This is a genomic window from Bhargavaea sp. GQ12, assembly GCF_059758705.1.
Window position 1 is genome coordinate 1 of the sequence record NZ_JCAXEU010000058.1, and the last position, 343, is coordinate 343.

Sequence of the window (343 nt, forward strand, 5' to 3'; positions counted from 1 at the left end):
GCGACCCTGCATAGATAGGAGATCGCCCTTTGGAGTCCATACGTTCGGATTACTTCATGAATCAATGCATATTTTTCTCCCGGTCTAAGCCTTACTTCCTCAGCCTCCTCTCGGCTGCCTCTAGCTTTTTTAACAATTCCAGTTCAGCCTCCAGATACTTGATCTTAGCCTGTGCCTTTTTCAGCTGTTCTTCCGCAGACAGATTCCGTGTTACCGGCCGGCCAGTGCTTCCGCGGCCCCGACGCTCGGACAACAGTCCTTCCTCACCAAGGGCGTCATACGATTTCCTCCATCGCTTTAGCGATTGTTTCGGTATATCCGTCCCGATCTGCCTGGGATCCAA

At 51.9% G+C, this 343-nt stretch carries 1 pseudogene; it reads right to left on the reverse strand.

The annotated features are described in order from the left end of the window. Nucleotides 1-91: 91 nt before the first annotated feature. A pseudogene (locus AC6CHQ_RS16380) lies at nt 92-343 on the reverse strand (IS3 family transposase); the annotation flags it as partial.